The organism is Pseudomonas sp. B12(2026) (assembly GCF_057767015.1).
In genome coordinates, this window is record NZ_CM173430.1 from 4,984,534 (window position 1) to 5,002,977 (window position 18,444).

Here is an 18,444-nt window from a genome sequence, read left to right on the forward strand (position 1 = left end):
CCGCGCTACTGGCGCAGCGCCGCGCAATGGTCCGTCGGCGGCAGCGCCGGGGTGTACCAGACGTAATCCGCCTGCTCCGCCGCGACGGCCCTGCCCACCTCGGCCAGCATCAGCACCCGCAGCCCCTGCCCCGCGCCCAGGTCTTCCAGGTGCAGCGGAACGCCCAGGTCGCGCCGCGCATGGAAGCCACCGGCAATCAGCAGCGCCGGTCCGGGCGCCGCCCGCAGACGCTCGGCCATGCGCCGGTCGCGCTGCTGCTGCACCGCCAGCATCGCCGCCAACTGGCTTTCCGGCAGCAGGCCGCAGTGGGAGCCGCGGATATCGTCCAGCAGGCTGTCGCGCACCTGGCTCGCCGTGGAGCGCGCGCCCTCCAGCACCGGCGGCTCGGCGTAGATGCGCAGGATCTCGCTGCGATCCAGGTTGGCCGACAGCAGCGGCGCCGGCTGCTTCACCAGCCAGGTCACCAGCGGGCCGTAGAGCGACCAGTCCCAACCCGGCTGCCAGGCCAGGGCGCCGATCAGGTCCTGCGGCGCCTCGCCCCTGGCCGCCACAGCCTGGGCGGCAGTTACGCGCTCCTGCTGGTTCGGGTTGATCATCTCCATCAGCACGCTGCCGCTCGGGCGGCGTTCCGCGAGGGCGCGCAGCAGCCACAGCTGCAGGGCGTGATGGTCCGGGTTGTCATGCTGCTCGCCCACCAGCACGCGCGGCGCCGTGGCCAGCCGGTCGAGCAGTTGCTGCGGCGTGAGTCGCTCGCCGCTGCGCAGATCACGAATGACGCCCAGATCGGCGCTGTCGCGCCCCTCCGGACTCTGCCAGGCCGGCAACGGCGGCGCGGGGGCATAGCTTTGGCAGGCGCCCAACAGCGCCAGCAGGGGAACCAGAAGGTACTTCATGCGAACTCCATTCAACGGGCGATGATCAACGGATGACCGCGCTCGGGATGCCGCTGGACCAGAACGTCCAGCCCGAACACCGTGCGCAGCGGTTCAGCACGCAGCACTTCTTCCGGCGTGCCTTGCAGATGAGGCCGCCCTTGATGCAGTAACAGCAGGCGGTCGCAGTAACGCGCCGCCAGATTCAGATCATGCAGGATCACCAGCACCGCCGCCCCCCGATTGGCGAACTCGCGCACGGCCGCCAGCGTGGTGTGCTGGTGCAGCGGGTCGAGCGCCGCGGTCGGCTCGTCCAGCAGCAGCACCTGCTCCGCGCCGCCCGGCCAGAGCTGCGCCAGCACGCGCGCCAGGTGCACGCGCTGGCGTTCGCCGCCGGAAAGCGCCAGGTAGCTGCGCCCCGCCAGGTGGGCCGCATCCGCCGCCTCCAGTGCCGCCGCGACGATCTCGCGGTCGCGCTGGCGGCCGCTGTCGTGGGGCAGACGACCGAAGCCCACCACCGCCTCGACGGTGAAGGCGAAGTTCAGCGTCGACGACTGCGGCAGCACCGCCAGGCGGCGGGCGCGGTCGGTGCCCGACCAGTCCGCCAGCGGACGGCCATCGAGGTACACCGTGCCGGCGGAGAGCGGCAGCTCGCCATTGAGGGCGCCGAGCAAAGTGCTCTTGCCCGCCCCGTTCGGCCCCAGCACGCCGAGCACCTGCCCCGGCTGCAGGGCCAGGCTCACGTCCCGCAGGACCGTCTGCGCGCCGCGCTTCACCAGCAGGTTTTCCGCCGTCAGCATCAGCCGCGCCCCCGTATCAGCAGGTAAAGGAAGAACGGCGCACCGATCAGCGCGGTGACGATGCCGATCGGCAACTCCGCCGGGGCCAGCGCCAGCCGCGCCAGCAGGTCGGCGAGCAGCAGCAGGATCGCGCCGCCGAACAGCGACGCCGGCAGCAGCACACGGTGATCGGGCCCGACCAGCAGGCGCAACAGGTGCGGCACCACCAGGCCGATGAAACCGATCATGCCGGCGGCCGCCACCGCCGCGCCGACGCCCAGCGCCGTGCAGAGAATCAGCTCGACCTTCAGGCGCTCGACGTCGAAGCCCAGATGGCGCGCCTCGGATTCGCCCAGCAGCAGCGCATTCAGCGCATCCACCCGGCGCGGCAGCCAGCAGGCCACCAGCAGGGTGATCAGCAGCAGCGGCCACAACCGGGGGTAGCTGGCGCCATTCAGGCTGCCGAGGTTCCAGAAGGTCAGGGTGCGCAGCGTGGCGTCGTCGGCCAGGTAGCTGAACAGGCCGATCAGCGCCCCCGCCAGCGCGGTCAGCGCGATGCCCGCCAGCAACATGGTGGCCACGCTGGTCTGGCCGTTGTGCCGGCCCAGGCGATAGACCAGCGCAGTCACCAGCAGGCCGCCGGCGAAGGCGCTGGCGGAGAGCAGATAGGGCGCGAAGGCTTCCGGCAGACCGCCGATGGCAGCCCCGAAGACGATGGCGATCGCCGCCCCCAGCGCCGCGCCGCTGGAAACGCCGATCAGCCCCGGGTCGGCCAGCGGGTTGCGAAACAGCCCCTGCATGGCCACGCCGGCCAGCGCCAGCACGCCGCCGGCGGCAACGCCCAGCAGGGTGCGCGGCAGGCGGATCTGCCCGACGATCAGCTCGGCCTGCCCCAGCCCGTCGGCAGACACCGGCAGGCCGGCCAGGCGCGCCAGCGCCCGCAGCGTATCGCCCAGCGGCAGGCTCACCGGCCCGAGGGCCAGCGACAGCCAGACGGCCAGCAGCAGAAGAAAGCCGAGGAGGAGGAACAGCGATCGAGCAGCAACGATCCGAATCAAGGACGACCTTCCGGGTTCAGGGCCTGCGCGAAAGGATAAGAGGCCCGGGAACGACTGGCCAACCTGGCCTGAAAACCGCGCCACTTTGCCACACGGGCGCGCGCCTCTTCCGGTCCCGCCCTCCGCACGCGGATAATGCCCGCCCTGGATGGAGACCCCCGGATGATCCTGCTCTGCTCCCCGCGCGAACTGGCCGAAGGCCAGAGCCGGGGCTTCAAGGCCGACGGCCTGAATCTTTTCGTGGTGCGCCGGCAAGGCCGCGTCTACGCCTACCGCAACCGCTGCCCGCACCGGGAAATCCCGCTGGGTTACGCCGCGGAGCACTTCCTCGACGCCACCGGCCGGCTGTTGCAGTGCGGTCATCACGGCGCGCTGTTCCTGATCGAGACGGGCGAGTGCATCCAGGGGCCTTGCCTGGGCGATGGGCTGGAGCCCCTGCCCTGCCATGAGGACGAGCAGGGCATCTGGCTGGATGAGATGGACGACGCGTAGGCGAGTAATCGTGCCCCGGCGGGTTCGCGAGCAAGCTCGCTCCTACAGGCCGGAGACGAGCCTGCTCGCGAACAACACGCAGCGAAATTGCCGCTACAGCAACACCTTCAGCGGCTGCGCCAGGCGGATTTCCTGCGTATCGATCCGCGCCCCGTAGGCCAGCACTTCCACCCCGGCGCCATGCGCCTCCGCCAGCGCCGCGGCGTAGGCCGGGTCGATCTCCGCCGCCGGCCGCACCGCTTCGATGCCCGACAGGTTCACCGCGTACAGCAGCACCGCGCGCACGCCCTCGCGCGCCAGTGCCGCCAGCTCGCGCAGGTGCTTGGCGCCGCGCAGGGTGACGGCGTCCGGGAAGGCGGCGACCGCGCTGTCATCGAAGCCCAGGGTCACGCTCTTCACCTCGACGTACACCGGCTTGCCGGCAAACATCAGGCGGAAATCGGCGCGGCTGTTCTCCTGCCCGTAGGCGACCTCGCGGCGCAGCTCATCGAAGCCCGCCAGCTCGGTCACGCTGCCGGCCAGCAGCGCCTCCTCCACCAGCCGGTTGGCGCGCCCGGTGTTCACGCAGGCCAGGCGCCCCTGGGGCGTTTCCGCCAGCTCCCAGGTGCCCGGCAGCTTGCGCTTGGGGTCGCCGGAGCGGCTGAACCAGACCCGGCAGCCCTCGCTCATGCAGTTGAGCATCGAGCCGGTGTTCGGGCAGTGGATGGTCAGCCGCTCGCCGCCGGCGGTCTCGATATCCGCCAGGAAGCGCTTGTAGCGCTTGATCAGGCGCGCCTCCTCCAGCGCCGGCTCGAAGCGCATCAGGGACGCCAGGTCTTCAGGCCACGGGCGATGCGCTCCACCGCCTGTTGCAGGCGTTCGACGCTCTGGGTGTAGGCGAAGCGCACGTGGTGCGAGGCCTGGTAGCGGCCGAAGTCCACCCCGGGGGTGAAGGCGACGTGCTCGGTTTCGATGAAGTGCTGGCAGAAGGCGTAGGCGTCGCCGCCGAAGGCGCTGATGTCCGCGTACAGATAGAAGGCGCCCTCCGGCTCCACGGCGATGCCGAAGCCCAGCTCCCGCAGCGCCGGCAACAGATAGTCGCGACGGCGGGCGAACTCGGCGCGGCGCTCTTCGAAGATCGCCAGGGTTTCCGGCTCGAAACAGGCCAGCGCGGCATGCTGGGCCATGCTCGGGGCGCTGATGTAGAGGTTCTGCGCCAGCTTTTCCAGCTCGCCGACCGCATCCGGCGGCGCCACCAGCCAGCCCAGGCGCCAGCCGGTCATGCCGAAATACTTGGAGAAACTGTTGAGGACGAAGGCGTCGTCATCCACTTCCAGCACGCTGGCGGCATCGGTGCCGTAGGTCAGGCCGTGGTAGATCTCGTCGACCACCAGATGGCCGCCGCGCGCCTTCAGCGTGGCCGACAGCGCGGCCAGTTCATCCCGGTGCAACAAGGTGCCCGTAGGATTCGCCGGCGATGCGACCAAAGCGCCTACACTGTGATGATCCCAGTGCCGCTCGATGAGGTCGGGCGTGAGCTGGTAGCGGCTCTCCGGCCCCACCGGCACCAGCTGCGCGGCGCCTTCGACCAGGCGCAGGAAGTGGCGATTGCATGGATAGCCCGGGTCGGCCAGCAGCCAGTGCCGGCCCGGGTCGACCAGCAGGCTGCTGGCGAGCAGCAGCGCGCCGGAGCCGCCGGGCGTGACGAGGATGCGCTGCGGGTCGATCGACAGACCGTAGCGCTGGGCGTAGAAGCCGGCGATGGCCTCGCGCAGCTGCGGCAGGCCGCGGGCGGCGGTGTAGCGGGTATGCCCGTTGGCCAGCGCGGCCTGGCCCGCGGCGATGATCGGCGCGGCGGTGGTGAAATCCGGCTCGCCGATTTCCAGGTGAATGACGTCGTGGCCCGCCGCCTGCAACTCGTTGGCGCGCGCCAGCAGCGCCATGACGTGGAAGGGCTCGATGGCGCGGCTGCGTGCACTGTAGGAAGTAGTCATGGGTTTTCCGAACTTTACGACAGGGTGGCGATTCTAACAGGCCACCGAGCAACGCAGGTGCGCCGCCGGAGCAAAGGTGGCGCACGTTGAAAATGCACGTTTCGTTCGAGAAATGCGGGTGATCGTGCATGGGTTTGCAGAAATTTCGATAGCCATGTCTATCGACGCCGGCGACCGGGTCGCCGGGTCACGTGTGGGCGGCGGCAGGCTCGACAACCGGGAGTAGCATCGCGGTTATCGTTCTGGTAAGTTCGCCCGCTTGCGAGCGCGGGGCCGGCGGTGCCGGAGAAGGACCATCCGCGAGAGGATTAGCGAGAGTGAGAGGCGGTCATCCATGCCCACCAAAGCAAAACAACAGAGCAGCCAACTGATTCGTGGCTTCGAGCCCTACCAGGAAACCAAGGGCGAGGAGTACATGAGCGAACGCATGCGCGCGCACTTCACCTCCATCCTCAACAAATGGAAAGTTGAGCTGATGGAAGAAGTGGACCGCACCGTGCACCACATGCAGGACGAAGCGGCGAACTTCCCTGACCCGGCCGACCGCGCCAGCCAGGAAGAAGAGTTCAGCCTCGAGCTGCGCGCCCGCGACCGCGAGCGCAAGCTGATCAAGAAGATCGACGAGACCCTGCAACTGATCGAAGAGAACGATTACGGCTGGTGCGATTCCTGCGGCGTCGAGATCGGCATCCGCCGTCTGGAGGCCCGCCCCACCGCCACCCTGTGCATCGACTGCAAGACCCTGGCGGAAATCAAGGAAAAGCAGCTGGGCTCCTGAGCCAGGCTGATCGATCCCGAACGGGGCGCTGCGGCGCCCCGTTTCATTTCCTTAGTAGGCGCGCCTTAAAGCCGCTCGCTCAGAGAACCGCCATGCCCGCCTCCCGCTACGTCGGACGCTTCGCCCCCACTCCCAGCGGCTACCTGCACTTCGGTTCGCTGGTGGCCGCCGTCGCGTCCTATCTGGATGCGCGCGCGGTAGGCGGCAAGTGGCTGGTGCGCATGGAAGACCTCGACCCGCCGCGCGAGATGCCCGGCGCCCAGGCGGCGATCCTGGAAACCCTGGAACGCTACGGCTTCGAATGGGACGGCCCGGTGGAGCGCCAGAGCCAGCGCGGCGACGCCTATGCCGCGCAGGTCGAGCAGTGGCTGCGCAGCGGCCTGGCCTATGCCTGCACCTGCTCGCGCAAGCAGCTCGAAGGCACCCACGGCATCTATCCCGGCACCTGCCGCGACGCCCGGCACGACTGGCACGGCGACGTCGCCATCCGCATCCGCGTGCCGGAGCTGGAATACGCCTTCAGCGACCGCCTGCAGGGCGAGTTCCGCCAGCACCTGGGGCGCGAAGTGGGCGACTTCATCATCCGCCGCCGCGACGGCCTGTTCGCCTACCAATTGGCGGTGGTGCTGGACGACGCCTGGCAGGGCGTGACCGACATCGTCCGCGGCGCCGACCTGCTGGACAACACCCCGCGCCAGCTCTACCTGCAGGAACTGCTGGGCATCGCCGCGCCGCGCTACCTGCACGTGCCGCTGATCGTCCAGCCCGACGGCAACAAGCTCGGCAAGTCCTACCGCTCGCCGCCGCTTGCGGCCGACCAGGCCGCGCCGCTGCTGGTGCGCGCGCTGAAGGCGCTGGGACAGAAGCCGCCCGCCGAGCTTTCCCAATGCGCGCCGCGCGAAGTACTTGCCTGGGGCATCGCGCACTGGGACGCCACAGCCATCCCCCACAGCCTGACGCTGGAAGACGCACGGCTCTAAACTGGCAGGAACCCCCAGCGGCGGCCGGCTTGCCGGCGACTGTGCGCACAGGTAGCCTGCCCGCCGAACAACGAGAGAGACGACATGTACATCTACCGACTGGTGTTGCTCCTGGTCGTGGGCATCTACCTGTTCTCGCCGGCCATCATGGACTGGTGGATCGATCCCCACGGTGCCTGGTACCGCCCGTACCTGCTGTGGCTGATCCTGATCGTCGTCACCTTCATCCTGCAGAGCCAGCGCGATGCTGACGAGCTTTAGCCTCACCCAGCTGATCCTGATCAGCGCCGCCTACCTGATGGTTCTCTTCGGCATCGCCTGGATCACCGAGCGCGGCTTCGTACCGCGCCGGCTGGTGCGCCATCCGCTGGTCTACACCCTGTCGCTGGGCGTGTACGCCAGCGCCTGGGCCTTCTATGGCACGGTCGGGCTGGCCTACCAGTACGGCTACGGCTTCCTGGCGATCTACCTGGGCGTTTCCGGCGCCTTCCTGCTGGCGCCGGTGCTGCTCTACCCGATCCTGCGCATCACCCGCGCCTACCAGCTGTCGTCACTGGCCGACCTGTTCGCCTTCCGCTTCCGCAGCACCTGGGCCGGCGCGCTGACCACGCTGTTCATGCTGATCGGCGTGCTGCCGATGCTGGCGCTGCAGATCCAGGCGGTGACCGACTCCATCAGCATCCTCACCCGCGAGTCCGGGTCCAACCGCGCGGCGCTGGCGTTCTGCGCGCTGATCACCCTGTTCGCCATCCTCTTCGGCGCCCGCCACATCGCCACCCGCGAGCGCCATGAAGGGCTGGTGATGGCGATCGCCTTCGAATCGCTGGTGAAGCTGGTCGCCCTGAGCGCCATCGGCCTGTTCGCCCTGTATGGCGTGTTCGGCGGTCCGGACGGCCTGGAAGTCTGGCTGCTGCAGAACCAGGAAGCCCTGAGCACCCTGCACACGCCGCTGGCCGAAGGGCCCTGGCGCACGCTGCTGCTGGTGTTCTTCGCCGCGGCCATCGTGATGCCGCACATGTTCCACATGACCTTCACCGAGAACCTCAATCCGCGCTCGCTGCTCAGCGCCAGCTGGGGCCTGCCGCTGTTCCTGCTGCCGATGAGCCTGGCGGTGCCGCCGATCCTCTGGGCCGGCCTGCACCTGGGCGCCTCGACCAACCCGGAATACTTCACCCTCGGCCTGGGCATCTCGGTGGACAGCCCGCTCCTGGCGCTGACCGCCTTCGTCGGCGGCATCTCCGCCGCCAGCGGCGTGATCATCGTGATGACCCTGGCGCTCTCGGGCATGGTCCTCAACCACCTGGTCCTGCCGCTCTACCAGCCGCCGGCCGAGGGCAACATCTACCGCTGGCTGAAATGGACCCGCCGCGCGCTGATCGCCGCGATCATCCTCGCCGGCTATGTCTTCTACCTGCTGCTGGGCGCCGAGCAGGACCTGTCGAACCTGGGCATCGTCTCCTTCGTCGCCACCCTGCAGTTCCTCCCCGGTGCGCTGGCCGTGCTCTACTGGCCGACCGCCAACCGCCGCGGCTTCATCGCCGGCCTGGTGGCCGGCATGCTGGTGTGGGGCGCGACCATGCTCACCCCGCTGGTGGCGAACCTGCAGAGCATCTATGTGCCGCTGTTCGATTCGCTCTACGTGCTCGACGACACCACCTGGCACCTTGCGGCGCTGGCTTCGCTGGCCGCCAACGTGCTGGTGTTCACCTTGGTGTCGCTGTTCACCGAAGCCAGCGACGAAGAGAAAGGCGCCGCCGAAGCCTGCGCGGTGGACAACGTGCGCCGCCCGCAGCGCCGCGAGCTGATCGCCATCTCCCCGCAGGAATTCGCCAGCCAGCTGTCCAAGCCGCTGGGCGCCAAGACCGCGCAGCGCGAGGTGGAGCAGGCCCTGCGCGACCTGCACCTGCCCTTCGACGAGCGCCGCCCCTACGCCCTGCGCCGCCTGCGCGACCGCATCGAGGCCAACCTCTCCGGCCTGATGGGCCCGAGCGTGGCCCAGGACATGGTGGAAACCTTCCTGCCCTACAAGGCCAGCAGCGAGAGCTACGTCACCGAGGACATCCACTTCATCGAGAGCCGCCTGGAGGACTACCACTCCCGGCTCACCGGCCTGGCCGCCGAACTCGACGCCCTGCGCCGCTACCACCGCCAGACCCTGCAGGACCTGCCGATGGGCGTGTGCTCGCTGGCCAAGGACCAGGAAATCCTCATGTGGAACCGCGCCATCGAGGACCTCACCGGGGTCAGCGCCCAGCGCGTGGTCGGCTCGCGCCTGGCGGCGCTGCCCGATCCCTGGCGCGGCCTGCTGGAAGGCTTCATCGACGCGCCGGACGAGCACCTGCACAAGCAACGCCTGTCCATCGAGGGCCAGACCCGCTGGCTGAACCTGCACAAGGCGGCGATCGAGGAGCCCCTCGCGCCCGGTAACAGCGGCCTGGTGCTGCTGGTCGAGGACCTTACCGAAACCCAGTCGCTGGAAGACAAGCTGATCCACTCCGAGCGCCTGGCCTCCATCGGCCGCCTGGCCGCCGGCGTCGCCCACGAGATCGGCAACCCGATCACCGGCATCGCCTGCCTGGCGCAGAACCTGCGCGAGGAGCGCGAGGGCGACGGCGAGCTGACCGAGATCAGCGGGCAGATCCTCGAACAGACCAAGCGCGTCTCGCGCATCGTGCAGTCGCTGATGAGCTTCGCCCACGCCGGCGGCAAGCAGGTGGCCGCCGAGCCGGTATGCCTGGCGGACGTCGCCCAGGAAGCCATCGGCCTGCTGTCGCTGAACAGGCGCAGCGTCGACGTGCAGTTCTTCAACCTGTGCGATCCGGGCCACTGGGTGGAAGGCGACTCGCAGCGCCTGGCCCAGGTCCTGATCAACCTGCTGTCCAACGCCCGCGACGCCTCGCCGCCCAACGGCGCGATCCGCGTCCGCACCGAAGCCTCCGAGCAGACCGTCGACCTGATCGTCGAGGACGAAGGCAGCGGGATTCCCAAATCGATCATCGACCGTCTGTTCGAGCCCTTCTTCACCACCAAGGACCCGGGCAAGGGGACCGGCCTGGGCCTCGCACTGGTCTATTCGATCGTGGAAGAGCATTATGGGCAAATCACCATAGACAGCCCGGCTGACCCCGAACGCGAATGCGGCACCCGCATCAGCGTTACTTTGCCGCGGCATCCTGGCCCGACGGCCGAGCAGTAAACGAGCACGTCGAGAGAGCTGAATACATGGCACATATCCTCATCGTCGAAGACGAAACCATCATCCGTTCCGCCCTGCGACGACTACTCGAGCGAAACCAGTACCAGGTCAGCGAGGCTGGCTCGGTACAGGAGGCCCAGGAGCGCTACAGCATCCCGTCGTTCGACATGATCGTCAGCGACCTGCGCCTGCCCGGCGCGCCCGGCACCGAGCTGATCAAGCTGGCCCAGGGCACCCCGGTGCTGATCATGACCAGCTATGCCAGCCTGCGCTCGGCGGTGGACTCGATGAAGATGGGCGCGGTGGACTACATCGCCAAGCCGTTCGACCACGACGAGATGCTCCAGGCCGTGGCGCGCATCCTCAAGGACGGCCAGGAGGCCCGTAACGCCCCCAGCGATGCCCGCGGTAACGCCAAGACCGCCGAACGTAGCAGCGGTAACACCGCCCCGGCGGACGGCGAAATCGGCATCATCGGCTCCTGCCCGCCGATGCAGGAGCTGTACAGCAAGATCCGCAAGGTCGCGCCCACCGATTCGAATGTGCTGATCCAGGGCGAGTCCGGCACCGGCAAGGAACTGGTCGCCCGCGCCCTGCACAACCTGTCCAAGCGCACCAAGGCGCCGCTGATCTCGGTGAACTGCGCGGCGATCCCGGAAACCCTGATCGAATCCGAACTGTTCGGCCACGAGAAAGGCGCATTCACCGGCGCCAGCGCCGGCCGCGCGGGCCTGGTGGAAGCCGCCGACGGCGGCACCCTGTTCCTCGACGAGATCGGCGAACTGCCGCTGGAAGCCCAGGCGCGCCTGCTGCGCGTGCTGCAGGAAGGCGAGATCCGCCGCGTCGGCTCGGTGCAGTCGCAGAAGGTCGACGTGCGCCTGATCGCAGCGACCCACCGCGACCTGAAGATGCTGGCCAAGACTGGCCAGTTCCGCGAAGACCTCTATTACCGCCTGCACGTCATCTCGCTGAAACTGCCGCCGCTGCGCGAGCGCGGCGCGGACGTCATGGAGATCGCGCGCGCCTTCCTGGCGCGCCAGTGCTCGCAGATGGGGCGCCCGGCGCTGAGCTTCTCCCACGACGCCGAACAGGCCATCCGCCACTACCCCTGGCCAGGTAACGTGCGCGAGCTGGAGAACGCCATCGAGCGCGCGGTGATCCTCAGCGAAGGCCAGGAGATTCCCGCCGACCTGCTGGGCATCGACATCGAGCTGGACGACCTGGAAGACGACTTCGTGGAAGAGGACGAAGCCCGCCAGACCAACGGCAACGCCAGCAACCACGAGCCCACCGAGGACCTGTCGCTGGAGGACTACTTCCAGCATTTCGTCCTCGAGCACCAGGATCACATGACCGAAACCGAGCTGGCCCGCAAGCTGGGCATCAGCCGCAAGTGCCTGTGGGAACGTCGCCAGCGCCTGGGCATCCCGCGCCGCAAGTCCGGCGCATCAGCCGACTCCTGAGGCGCTCCGCACTGTTACCGCAGACATGCTCCGTAACAAAAGCCGGGTTCATCGGTAACGAAAACCCGGCTTTTTTGTGCCTGCCGTTCAGAGGCTGACCCTCGCAAACCCTTGAAAAATAAGGATTTGCAAAAGTTGGCACGGCATCTGCTTTGTTATTGGCACAACAACAATAACAAGCACGACAACTCACAATAAGAACAAGACGAAACGACTCCAGCACAACAAAAACAAGATCGCGGAGGCGCAGCTAACTGATTCTTTTGGAGAAGAGTAGCCGTCGGGAGCAATCCCGCAGCCAGTCAGAGAAGAATAAAACTGCTTGAAGGCAGCACGAGGACTGGTTGGATCGCAAGATCATCGCTTGCTCAGCGACCAAAGCAATCCGTTTGCTATTGGATCCCCTCATGGGGAGCATCCCCGAAGCAACTGGCTTCGAGGGACGGGTCTACAAACAAAAACAACAAGCCCGGCATCATAATAAAAACAAAGCACGCACCTACTTGGGGGGGAGCTTCGGCTCCCCCAGTAGCTTTCGCTACACCCTCTCTCCACCTCCCCGCAAGTCCTTTTTCCTGCTTTCCTTCATCATCCCACCCCACGATGCTAGAATCGCCGCGGCGCCGACGGCACCAGAATTGCCGCCAGTTGTTTCGAGGCAGCAGAATATTTCCGGCATCCGCTCGAAAAGCCCAGGCTACAGGGCAGACCGGGACCTGCGTTCGCTCCCCCTACATTCATTCCCCGATAGTGCACACATGCTGAAAAAGCTGATCCAGTCCATCCGATCCCCACTGCGCCGTCCGCGCGCCGTCCGCACTACCCCGGAAATCATCGGCAACCATCAGCATTCGCTGCGGCGGGATCAGTTCAGCAGGAACGCGGTGAGTGTCGTGGAGCGCCTGACCAAGGCCGGCTACCAGGCATACATCGTCGGTGGTGGCGTTCGTGACCCGCTGCTGGGCATCGAGCCGAAGGACTTCGACGTCGCCACCAGCGCCACGCCCGAGCAGGTCCGCGCCGAATTCCGCAACGCGCGGGTGATCGGCCGCCGCTTCAAGCTGGTCCACGTCCACTTCGGGCGCGAGATCATCGAAGTCGCCACCTTCCGCGCCAACCATCCGCAGACCGATGATGACGCCGACAGCGCCCACGCCTCGCGCAACGAGGCCGGCCGTATCCTGCGCGACAACGTCTACGGCACCCTGGAAGACGACGCCCAGCGCCGCGACTTCACCATCAATGCCCTGTATTTCGACGTCACCGGCGAGCGCATCCTCGACTACGCCCACGGCGTGCACGACATCCGCAACCGCCTGGTGCGCCTGATCGGCGACCCCGAGCAGCGTTACCTGGAAGACCCGGTGCGCATGCTGCGCGCGGTGCGCTTCGCCGCCAAGCTGGACTTCGAGATCGAGAAGCACAGCGCCGCGCCGATCCGCCGCCTGGCGCACCTGCTCAACGAAATCCCCTCGGCGCGCCTGTTCGACGAAGTGCTCAAGCTGTTCCTCAGCGGCAAGGCCGAGCGCACCTTCGAACTGCTCAACGAGTACGACCTGTTCGCACCGCTGTTCCCGGCCAGCGCCAAGGCGCTGAAGGAGAACCCCGAATACGCCGGCAAGCTGATGCGCCAGGCCCTGGCCAACACCGACGCGCGCATCCGCCAGGGCAAGCCGGTCACCCCGGCCTTCCTGTTCGCCGCGCTGCTCTGGCCGGCGCTGCCCGCGCGCGTGCTGAAGCTGCAGGAGCGCGGCGTGCCGCCGATCCCGGCGATGCAGGACGCCGCCCACGAGCTGATCGTCGAGCAGTGCAAGCGCACGGCGGTGCCCAAGCGCTTCACCATCCCGATCCGCGAGATCTGGGACATGCAGGAGCGCCTGCCGCGCCGCCAGGGCAAGAAGGCCGACCTGCTGCTGGAAAACCCGCGCTTCCGCGCCGGCTACGACTTCCTCCTGCTGCGCGAGAGCGCCGGAGAGGAAACCGGCGGCCTGGGCGACTGGTGGACCGACTACCAGGACGCCAGCGATGGCGAGCGCCGCGGCATGATCCGCAACCTCTCCAGCCAGGAAGAAAGCAGCGGCGCGCCGCGCAAACGCCGCCGTGGCGGTGCCAACCGCCGCCGTCGCGGGCCGCGCAGCAGTGCCGAAGGCGCCGGCGAGGAATGAGCGAACGCGTCTACATCGGGCTCGGCAGCAACCTGGCCGAGCCGCGCCAGCAACTCGAAGCCGCGCTGAAAGCCCTTCGACAGCTGCCGGCCACCACCCTGGCCGGCGTCTCGCCCCTCTACGCCAGCGACCCGCTGGGCCCGCCGGACCAACCGCGCTACGTCAATGCCGTGGCGGCGCTGGACACCGGACTGGAGCCCCTGGCGCTGCTCGACGCCCTGCAGGCCATCGAGCTGGAGCAAGGCCGCGTGCGCAAGGACGAACGCTGGGGCCCGCGCACACTGGACCTCGACATCCTGCTGTTCGGCGAGCGCCTGATCGACGAACCGCGCCTGCGCGTGCCGCACTACCACATGCACGCCCGCGCCTTCGTCCTCTACCCGCTGGCCGACCTCGCCCCGCAGTTGCGCCTGCCCGACGGCCGGGCGCTGTCCGAGTTGCTCGCCGCCTGTCCGTTCTCCGGCCTCGAGCGGCTGTCCTGAGGCATCCTGCGTCCCTGGGGTGCGCAGCGCTGGCGGTAACGCCGTAACAGTCCGGTAACACCTGCAATTGACTTCGGTCCGCCCCATCCGGACTATAGGTGCCCGTTTGCCCCTGCCCGGCGCAGAACTGAGGACACTTTCATGCCTGATGTCACCCTGACCACCCTGCAAGGTCTCAAGCAAAGCGGCGAGAAGATCGCGATGCTGACCGCCTACGACGCCACTTTCGCGCACGTTGCCAGCCAGGCCGGCGCCGAAGTGCTGCTGATCGGTGACTCCCTGGGCATGGTGCTGCAAGGACACGACAGCACACTCCCGGTCACCATCGAGGACATGGCCTACCACACCGCCGCGGTGAAGCGCGGCAACCAGGGTTCGCTGATCCTCACCGACCTGCCATTCGAATCGGGCACGTCCCTGGAGCGCCTGCTGCGCGACTCGGTAACGGTCATGCAGGCCGGCGCCCACATGGTCAAGCTGGAAGGCGGCGCCTGGCTCGCCGAGCCGATCCTGCGCCTGGCCCAGCTCGGCATTCCGGTGTGCGCCCACTTGGGCCTCACCCCGCAGTCGGTCAACCTGTTCGGCGGCTTCAAGGTCCAGGGCCGCCAGGAAAACCAGGCCCGCCAGCTGCGCGCCGACGCCATCGCCCTGGAGCAGGCCGGCGCCGCCATGCTGCTGCTCGAATGCGTGCCCTCGGCGCTGGCCCAGGAAATCAGCGAAGCGGTGAAGATCCCGGTGATCGGCATCGGCGCCGGTGCCGGCACCGACGGCCAGGTCCTGGTGATGCACGACATGCTCGGCCTGTCGCTGACCGGCCGTTCGCCGAAGTTCGTGAAGAACTTCATGGAGGGCCAGCCGGATATCGTTTCGGCCATGGTCGCCTACGTCAAGGCCGTGAAAAACGGCTCCTTCCCCGGCCCGGAGCACGGTTTCGCCTCATGAATACGGTAAAGACAGTCCGCGAGCTGCGCGCCGCGGTGGCCCGCGCGCGCAGTGAAGGCAAGCGCATCGCCCTGGTCCCGACCATGGGCAACCTGCACGCCGGCCACGCCGCCCTGGTGACCAAGGCCAGCCAGCGCGCCGATTTCGTGGTGGCGAGCATCTTCGTCAATCCCCTGCAGTTCGGCCCCAGCGAGGACCTGGACAAATACCCGCGGACCCTCGCCGCGGACCAGGAAAAGCTGCTGAATGCCGGCTGCCACCTGCTGTTCGCGCCGACCGTCGAGGAGATGTACCCCGACGGCATGGAAGGCCAGACCCGCCTGCACGTCAGCGGTGTCTCCGAAGGGCTGTGCGGCGGCAGCCGCCCGGGCCACTTCGACGGCGTCGCCACGGTGGTCTGCAAGCTGTTCAACATGGTCCAGCCGGACATGGCGCTGTTCGGCGAGAAGGACTTCCAGCAGCTGGCGGTGATCCGCAAGCTGGTGCGCGACCTCAACCTGCCGGTGCAGATCTTCGGCGAGCCGACCGTACGCGCCGAAGACGGCCTGGCGCTGTCCTCGCGCAATGGCTACCTGAACGAAGCGCAGCGCGCCGCCGCCCCGGTGCTCTACCGCATGCTGAAGCAGCTCGCCGAGCAGGTCCGCGGCGGCGCGCGCGATTACGCCGCGCTGCTCGAAGGCGGGCGCCAGCAGGTCGAACAGGCCGGCCTGCGCATCGACTACCTGGAAATCCGCGAGTCCGCCGGGCTGCGCCCGGCCACGGCCGAGGACCATCATCTGGTGATACTGGTCGCCGCCTTCCTGGGCACCACCCGCCTGATCGACAACCTCGCCTTCCACATCGACTGAACCCCCGCCCGAGCACCGGAAACCCGCTTCAAGGCCACGCCGGCCGCGACCTTGAGCGGCCCCTGGGGCTCGGGCATACTCGCCCGCCCTCCCCAGCCCCGAAGAAGAGGAGCCACGTCCATGCAGAGCATCATGCTCAAGGCCAAACTGCACCGCGCCGAAGTCACCCACGCCGTGCTCGACTACGAAGGCTCCTGCGCCATCGATGGCGAATGGCTCGATCTCGCCGGAATCCGCGAGTACGAACAGATCCAGATCTACAACGTCGACAACGGCGAACGCTTCACCACCTACGCCATCCGTGGCGAGGAAGGTTCGCGGATGATTTCGGTCAACGGCGCCGCCGCCCACAAGGCCAAGGTGGGTGACCGGGTGATCATCTGCGCCTACGCTCAGTTCAGCGACGCCGAGCTGGAAGGCTACAAGCCGCGCATGCTGTACATAGCGCCCGGCAACCAGCTCAGCCACACCAGCAACGCCATCCCGGTCCAGCTCGCCTGAAGCCGAAAGCAAAGCCCGGAACCACCGGGCTTCTTTCAAGGTCGAGAACCACAGGCTCAAAACACGCACGCCACACCCGAAGGTACGTCATGGAACATCACCTCACTCCGCTGGATGCCACCCGCCTGGCGAGCTGGCAGGCATTGGCCGCCCATCGTCAGGACCTGCAGAACTTCACCATGCGCGAGGCGTTCGCCCAGGACCCGGAGCGCTTCAAGCGCTTCTCCCTCAGCGCCTGCGGCCTGTTCCTGGACTACTCGAAGAACCTGGTCCGCCAGGACACCCTCGACCTGCTGGTGAAGCTCGCGGAAGAGGCCCGGCTGGGCGAGGCCATCCAGGCGATGTTCCGCGGTGACGTGATCAACGCCTCCGAGCGCCGCCCGGTGCTGCACACCGCCCTGCGCCGCCCGATCGGCGACAAGGTGCTGGTGGACGGCAAGGACGTGATGCCCGAGGTGCACCGCGTGCTGCACCAGATGACCGAGCTGGTCAGCTACGTGCACAACGGCCTGTGGCGCGGTTACACCGAGAAACCCATCACCGACGTGGTGAACATCGGCATCGGCGGCTCCTTCCTCGGCCCGCAGCTGGTTTCCGAGGCCCTGCTGCCGTTCGCGCAGAAGGGCGTGCGCTGCCATTACCTGGCGAACATCGACGGCAGCGAGTTCCGCGAGCTGTCCAGCCGCCTGAACGCCGAAACCACGCTGTTCATCGTCTCCTCCAAGTCCTTCGGCACGCTGGAAACGCTGAAGAACGCCCAGGCCGCCCGTGCCTGGTACCTGGCCCAGGGCGGTAACGAAGCGGAGCTGTACCGCCACTTCATCGCCGTCTCCAGCAACAGGGAAGCCGCGGTGGCCTTCGGCATCCGCGAAGAGAACATCTTCCCGATGTGGGACTGGGTCGGCGGCCGCTACTCGCTGTGGTCGGCCATCGGCCTGCCGATCGCCATGTCGGTGGGCATCAACAACTTCAAGGAGCTGCTGTCCGGCGCCTACAGCATGGACCAGCACTTCCTCACCGCCCCCTTCGAGCGCAACATCCCGGTGCTGCTGGGCCTGCTCGGGGTCTGGTACGGCGATTTCTGGGGCGCGCGCAGCCATGCGATCCTGCCCTACGACTACTACCTGCGGAACATCACCGACCACCTGCAGCAGCTGGACATGGAGTCCAACGGCAAGAGCGTGCGTCAGGACGGCACCCCGGTTTCCGCCGGCACCGGCCCGGTGATCTGGGGCGGCGTCGGCTGCAACGGCCAGCACGCCTACCACCAGCTGCTGCACCAGGGCACCCACCTGATCCCGGCGGACTTCATCGTCCCGGTCTCCAGCTACAACCCGGTGGCCGACCACCACCAGTGGCTGTACGCCAACTGCCTGTCGCAGAGCCAGGCGCTGATGGTTGGCAAGAACCGCGCCGAGGCCGAGGCCGAGCTGCGCGCCAAGGGCCTGCCGGAGGACGAAGTGCAGCGCCTGGCGCCGCACAAGGTGATCCCGGGCAACCGCCCGAGCAACACCCTGGTGCTGGAGCGCATCAGCGCCCGCCGCCTGGGCGCGCTGATCGCCATGTACGAGCACAAGGTCTACGTGCAGAGCATCCTCTGGGGCATCAACGCCTTCGACCAGTGGGGCGTGGAGCTGGGCAAGGAGCTGGGCAAGGCGGTCTACGGCCGCCTGGTCGGTAGCGAGGAAAGCGCCGCCGAGGACGCCTCCACCCAGGGCCTGATCGACTTCTTCCGCGGTCGTCACCGCGGCTGATGGCCACGTGGACGGGTGCGCGCCAGCGCATCCGTCCGGCCGTGCCGGCAGCAGCACTGCCACTCCCCTCCGGGCGCCACGCCCCGCGCCTCACCAGGCGCACCAGCCATCCCTCCACGAAATGACCGCTCTGCCGCCCGCCCGGCCGGAATGGCCGTTAC

At 67.8% G+C, this 18,444-nt stretch carries 17 protein-coding genes; 12 read left to right on the forward strand and 5 right to left on the reverse strand.

Annotation, left to right across the window (positions count from 1 at the left end):
- Nucleotides 1-5: 5 nt before the first annotated feature.
- From AC3B6A_RS23210 to AC3B6A_RS23220, 3 genes are read right to left on the reverse strand one after another with little or no spacing between them, the layout of a single operon-like run.
- On the reverse strand, nucleotides 6-893 hold the full coding sequence (locus AC3B6A_RS23210) for a ChaN family lipoprotein (RefSeq protein WP_488399451.1): 888 nt from the start codon (nucleotides 891-893) through the stop codon (nucleotides 6-8).
- Between the two features lie 11 nt (nucleotides 894-904).
- Nucleotides 905-1,672 carry a heme ABC transporter ATP-binding protein gene (locus AC3B6A_RS23215; protein ID WP_488399452.1) on the reverse strand — a complete coding sequence of 256 codons (768 nt, stop codon included), beginning with the start codon at nucleotides 1,670-1,672 and terminating at the stop codon, nucleotides 905-907.
- The gene (locus AC3B6A_RS23220) at nucleotides 1,672-2,655 is read right to left on the reverse strand and encodes a FecCD family ABC transporter permease (protein ID WP_488403680.1); all 984 of its coding nucleotides are present in this window, start codon (nucleotides 2,653-2,655) and stop codon (nucleotides 1,672-1,674) included. Before AC3B6A_RS23220 ends, AC3B6A_RS23215 begins: the two co-directional genes overlap by 1 nt.
- A gap of 216 nt (nucleotides 2,656-2,871) precedes the next feature.
- Between AC3B6A_RS23220 and AC3B6A_RS23225 the strand changes: the two genes are divergently transcribed.
- On the forward strand, nucleotides 2,872-3,201 hold the full coding sequence (locus AC3B6A_RS23225; protein WP_488399453.1) for a Rieske (2Fe-2S) protein: 330 nt from the start codon (nucleotides 2,872-2,874) through the stop codon (nucleotides 3,199-3,201).
- Nucleotides 3,202-3,294: 93 nt separating this feature from the next.
- On the opposite strand, the gene sfsA is transcribed toward AC3B6A_RS23225, so the two are convergent.
- Nucleotides 3,295-4,002 carry a DNA/RNA nuclease SfsA gene (gene sfsA, locus AC3B6A_RS23230; RefSeq protein ID WP_488399454.1) on the reverse strand — a complete coding sequence of 236 codons (708 nt, stop codon included), beginning with the start codon at nucleotides 4,000-4,002 and terminating at the stop codon, nucleotides 3,295-3,297.
- Nucleotides 4,002-5,174 (reverse strand): pyridoxal phosphate-dependent aminotransferase, encoded by a 1,173-nt coding sequence (locus tag AC3B6A_RS23235; protein WP_488399455.1) that lies wholly within the window; start codon nucleotides 5,172-5,174, stop codon nucleotides 4,002-4,004. Before AC3B6A_RS23235 ends, sfsA begins: the two co-directional genes overlap by 1 nt.
- A 334-nt stretch (nucleotides 5,175-5,508) precedes the next feature.
- On the opposite strand from AC3B6A_RS23235, the gene dksA reads away from it, so the two are divergent.
- The 11 genes from dksA to pgi all read left to right on the forward strand — a co-directional run bounded on the left by dksA (nucleotide 5,509) and on the right by pgi (nucleotide 18,283).
- Entirely contained in the window at nucleotides 5,509-5,952 is a 444-nt protein-coding gene (gene dksA, locus AC3B6A_RS23240) for an RNA polymerase-binding protein DksA (RefSeq protein WP_090263298.1), read from the forward strand.
- Nucleotides 5,953-6,044: 92 nt separating this feature from the next.
- Nucleotides 6,045-6,932, forward strand: coding sequence for a tRNA glutamyl-Q(34) synthetase GluQRS (gluQRS, locus tag AC3B6A_RS23245; protein ID WP_488399456.1), 888 nt, complete (start codon nucleotides 6,045-6,047; stop codon nucleotides 6,930-6,932).
- An 84-nt stretch (nucleotides 6,933-7,016) separates the two neighbouring features.
- Complete coding sequence (locus AC3B6A_RS23250) at nucleotides 7,017-7,193, forward strand: hypothetical protein (RefSeq protein ID WP_015478907.1); 177 nt, start codon at nucleotides 7,017-7,019, stop codon at nucleotides 7,191-7,193.
- Nucleotides 7,177-10,128 carry a sensor histidine kinase gene (locus AC3B6A_RS23255; protein ID WP_488399457.1) on the forward strand — a complete coding sequence of 984 codons (2,952 nt, stop codon included), beginning with the start codon at nucleotides 7,177-7,179 and terminating at the stop codon, nucleotides 10,126-10,128. Before AC3B6A_RS23250 ends, AC3B6A_RS23255 begins: the two co-directional genes overlap by 17 nt.
- Before the next feature lie 26 nt (nucleotides 10,129-10,154).
- Complete coding sequence (locus AC3B6A_RS23260) at nucleotides 10,155-11,591, forward strand: sigma-54-dependent transcriptional regulator (RefSeq protein WP_488399458.1); 1,437 nt, start codon at nucleotides 10,155-10,157, stop codon at nucleotides 11,589-11,591.
- Nucleotides 11,592-12,349: 758 nt separating this feature from the next.
- Nucleotides 12,350-13,756 (forward strand): polynucleotide adenylyltransferase PcnB, encoded by a 1,407-nt coding sequence (locus AC3B6A_RS23265; RefSeq protein WP_488399459.1) that lies wholly within the window; start codon nucleotides 12,350-12,352, stop codon nucleotides 13,754-13,756.
- A complete protein-coding gene (folK, locus tag AC3B6A_RS23270) occupies nucleotides 13,753-14,238 on the forward strand; it encodes a 2-amino-4-hydroxy-6-hydroxymethyldihydropteridine diphosphokinase (RefSeq protein WP_488399460.1) in 486 nt (161 codons plus the stop codon). Before AC3B6A_RS23265 ends, folK begins: the two co-directional genes overlap by 4 nt.
- 141 nt (nucleotides 14,239-14,379) lie before the next feature.
- Nucleotides 14,380-15,180 carry a 3-methyl-2-oxobutanoate hydroxymethyltransferase gene (gene panB / locus AC3B6A_RS23275; protein WP_488399461.1) on the forward strand — a complete coding sequence of 267 codons (801 nt, stop codon included), beginning with the start codon at nucleotides 14,380-14,382 and terminating at the stop codon, nucleotides 15,178-15,180.
- The gene (gene panC, locus AC3B6A_RS23280; RefSeq protein ID WP_488399462.1) at nucleotides 15,177-16,028 is read left to right on the forward strand and encodes a pantoate--beta-alanine ligase; all 852 of its coding nucleotides are present in this window, start codon (nucleotides 15,177-15,179) and stop codon (nucleotides 16,026-16,028) included. Before panB ends, panC begins: the two co-directional genes overlap by 4 nt.
- A gap of 120 nt (nucleotides 16,029-16,148) precedes the next feature.
- On the forward strand, nucleotides 16,149-16,529 hold the full coding sequence (panD, locus tag AC3B6A_RS23285; RefSeq protein ID WP_488399463.1) for an aspartate 1-decarboxylase: 381 nt from the start codon (nucleotides 16,149-16,151) through the stop codon (nucleotides 16,527-16,529).
- An 89-nt stretch (nucleotides 16,530-16,618) separates the two neighbouring features.
- Nucleotides 16,619-18,283: a glucose-6-phosphate isomerase gene (pgi, locus tag AC3B6A_RS23290; protein ID WP_488399464.1), complete on the forward strand. Its 1,665-nt coding sequence runs from the start codon at nucleotides 16,619-16,621 to the stop codon at nucleotides 18,281-18,283.
- The last annotated feature ends 161 nt before the right edge of the window (nucleotides 18,284-18,444 follow it).

Bases quoted from the DNA above. Each gene is read 5' to 3' on its own strand.
- AC3B6A_RS23210 (WP_488399451.1), bottom strand. From the start codon at position 893: ATGAAGTACCTTCTGGTTCCCCTGCTGGCGCTGTTGGGCGCCTGCCAA.
- AC3B6A_RS23215 (WP_488399452.1), bottom strand. From the start codon at position 1,672: ATGCTGACGGCGGAAAACCTGCTGGTGAAGCGCGGCGCGCAGACGGTC.
- AC3B6A_RS23225 (WP_488399453.1), top strand. From the start codon at position 2,872: ATGATCCTGCTCTGCTCCCCGCGCGAACTGGCCGAAGGCCAGAGCCGG.
- sfsA (WP_488399454.1), bottom strand. From the start codon at position 4,002: ATGCGCTTCGAGCCGGCGCTGGAGGAGGCGCGCCTGATCAAGCGCTAC.
- AC3B6A_RS23235 (WP_488399455.1), bottom strand. From the start codon at position 5,174: ATGACTACTTCCTACAGTGCACGCAGCCGCGCCATCGAGCCCTTCCAC.
- dksA (WP_090263298.1), top strand. From the start codon at position 5,509: ATGCCCACCAAAGCAAAACAACAGAGCAGCCAACTGATTCGTGGCTTC.
- gluQRS (WP_488399456.1), top strand. From the start codon at position 6,045: ATGCCCGCCTCCCGCTACGTCGGACGCTTCGCCCCCACTCCCAGCGGC.
- AC3B6A_RS23250 (WP_015478907.1), top strand. From the start codon at position 7,017: ATGTACATCTACCGACTGGTGTTGCTCCTGGTCGTGGGCATCTACCTG.
- AC3B6A_RS23255 (WP_488399457.1), top strand. From the start codon at position 7,177: ATGCTGACGAGCTTTAGCCTCACCCAGCTGATCCTGATCAGCGCCGCC.
- AC3B6A_RS23260 (WP_488399458.1), top strand. From the start codon at position 10,155: ATGGCACATATCCTCATCGTCGAAGACGAAACCATCATCCGTTCCGCC.
- AC3B6A_RS23265 (WP_488399459.1), top strand. From the start codon at position 12,350: ATGCTGAAAAAGCTGATCCAGTCCATCCGATCCCCACTGCGCCGTCCG.
- folK (WP_488399460.1), top strand. From the start codon at position 13,753: ATGAGCGAACGCGTCTACATCGGGCTCGGCAGCAACCTGGCCGAGCCG.
- panB (WP_488399461.1), top strand. From the start codon at position 14,380: ATGCCTGATGTCACCCTGACCACCCTGCAAGGTCTCAAGCAAAGCGGC.
- panC (WP_488399462.1), top strand. From the start codon at position 15,177: ATGAATACGGTAAAGACAGTCCGCGAGCTGCGCGCCGCGGTGGCCCGC.
- panD (WP_488399463.1), top strand. From the start codon at position 16,149: ATGCAGAGCATCATGCTCAAGGCCAAACTGCACCGCGCCGAAGTCACC.
- pgi (WP_488399464.1), top strand. From the start codon at position 16,619: ATGGAACATCACCTCACTCCGCTGGATGCCACCCGCCTGGCGAGCTGG.